This window comes from Rhizobacter sp. P3_B12 (genome assembly GCF_056402895.1).
Genome location: NZ_JBFUGN010001084.1, coordinates 1 through 1960, shown reverse-complemented (window position 1 = coordinate 1960; position 1960 = coordinate 1). Strand labels below are relative to the sequence as shown.

The window sequence follows — 1960 nt, the reverse complement described above, 5'->3', positions numbered from 1 at the left end:
GCGCAGCCGCCGGCAGCGCGCACACGGCGCGGCCCGCGGGAACGGTGCATCGCGGTGCGTCATGCCGTGCGCCCCTCTTTGCGCAGTTCCTTGGCGACACCGCGCCGCAGGTCGGCCATCTCGATGCGCTCGCGCCCGCCCTGCAGCGCACCCAGCGCCCCGAAGCGCACGACGTTCGCGATCGCGCCGCCCGACAGCTCGTGCCGCTCGGCCAGCCCCTGCAGGTCGACGTCGTCGGCCAGCCGCCCGGTGTGCCGCACCATGCCCTCCCACAGCAGCCGGCGCTGCTCGGCGTCCGGCATCGGAAAGTGCACCAGCGACTGGAAGCGGCGCGCGAACGCATCGTCGATGTTGGCCTTCAGGTTGGTCGCGAGGATCACCGTGCCCGGGAAATCCTCGACCCGTTGCAGCAGGTACGACACCTCCTGGTTGGCATAGCGGTCGTTCGAGCTGGAGGTCGCGGTCCRCTTGCCGAACAGCGCATCGGCCTCGTCGAAGAACAGGATCCACTGCCGGCTCTGCGCCTGGTCGAACACCTGGGCCAGGTTCTTCTCGGTCTCGCCGATGAACTTCGAGACCACCATCGAGAGATCGATGCGGTAGACGTCGCTGCCGACCTCCTGGCCGATCAGCGTCGCGGTCAGCGTCTTGCCGGTGCCGGGCGGGCCGTAGAACAGGCTGCGGTAGCCAGGCTTCAGCGCCTTGTCGAGCCGCCAGTCGCGCAGCAGGCGCTGGCCGTGGCGGAACCAGGTGACGATGGCCTGCACCTCGTCCATCACCTCGCCGTCGAGCACCAGGTCGCTCCAGCCGAGGCGCGTGGTGATGCGCCGCGCCGGGAAGCCGATGCCGTAGTCGGGCTTGCGCGCCTCGCCGGTGGCCAGCCGCTCCAGCGTGTCACCGCTGACGTGCAGCGCGGCGCTCAGCCACGGCTCGCCCGGCCCGTCGTGCTGCAGCCGCAGCAGGCCGTGGCGGCGCAGCGGGCGGTCCTCGTCGAGCGCGCGCTGCAATGCGAAGCGGCGCGCCAGGTCTTCGCCGGCGACCAGGAAGGCAGCGGTCTCGCAGGTCGGCAGGAAGCCGCCGTGCGAGCGGCCCTTCCAACCGCCGAACTCGCTGAAGCCGCGATCCAGATTGCGGTTGCGCACGAACAGCATGTCGAGCAGTTGCGGCTTCAGGTGCGGCGCCAGTGCCAGCGCGAGCACCAGCCGTTCGTCGGCGTCCAGGCCGGCCGCGTGCACCAGGTCGGCGTAGTCGCCGTCATCACGGGCGAGTGCCGGCGCCGCCATCGGCAGCGCCACCGCGGCCTCGGCCTGCCCGAAATGCAGGCTGATGCGCGCCTGCAGCACGCGCTCCAGCCAGGCGAGCTCGTGCCCCACCACGCGGGCATTCAGCTCGACGCGCGCGCGCCGCGGGTCAGCGCCACTCGACATGCAGCACCTCCTTCATCCACGGGTGGCGGATCGTCGCGTAGCCCCAGGGCAGCTGGTCGATCAGCATGTCGAACGGGCGCGGCTCGATGTTCAGCTGCCAGTGCTCGTCGGCATGCTGCAGCCGGCCGTCGCGCTGCAGGAAGGTCTCGCGCAGCCCGGCCACCGAGGTGGTGCCGAGCACCTTCCAGTGCTGGATGACGGCGGCCAGCAGCCCGTCGACGGCGCTGCGCTCGGCCTCGGTCGGCGCGAGTTCGCGCGGCACCGGTAGCGCGAGCTCGATGCCGCACAGCAGCTTGTTCAGCACCAGCGCCGGCTCGGGCGCGGCGGCCTCGCCGGTCACCATCAGCTGCAGCAGCAGCGCCGCGCGCTCGGCCGCCTGCGGACTGGTGAAGGCACGTTCGTCCGACAGGCCCAGCATCATGAACAGGCGCGGCATGTACGGCGCCACCAGCACCAGCCCGGCGTTGCCGACCGGCAGCAGCTCGCTCACCGGCGGCAGCATCTCGGCCGGCGGCTCGTCGATCGGCTCCGAG

2 protein-coding genes are annotated in these 1960 nt (G+C 71.7%); both read right to left on the bottom strand.

The window, feature by feature from the left end; translation table 11 throughout:
• Positions 1–59 precede the first annotated feature (59 nt).
• The gene (locus AC1D01_RS32380; protein WP_477873602.1) at positions 60–1427 is read right to left on the bottom strand and encodes an ATP-binding protein; all 1368 of its coding nucleotides are present in this window, start codon (positions 1425–1427) and stop codon (positions 60–62) included.
• A partial coding sequence (locus tag AC1D01_RS32375; protein WP_477873601.1) for a contractile injection system tape measure protein occupies positions 1411–1960 on the bottom strand: 550 nt, incomplete at its 5' end. The genes AC1D01_RS32375 and AC1D01_RS32380, both read right to left, overlap by 17 nt.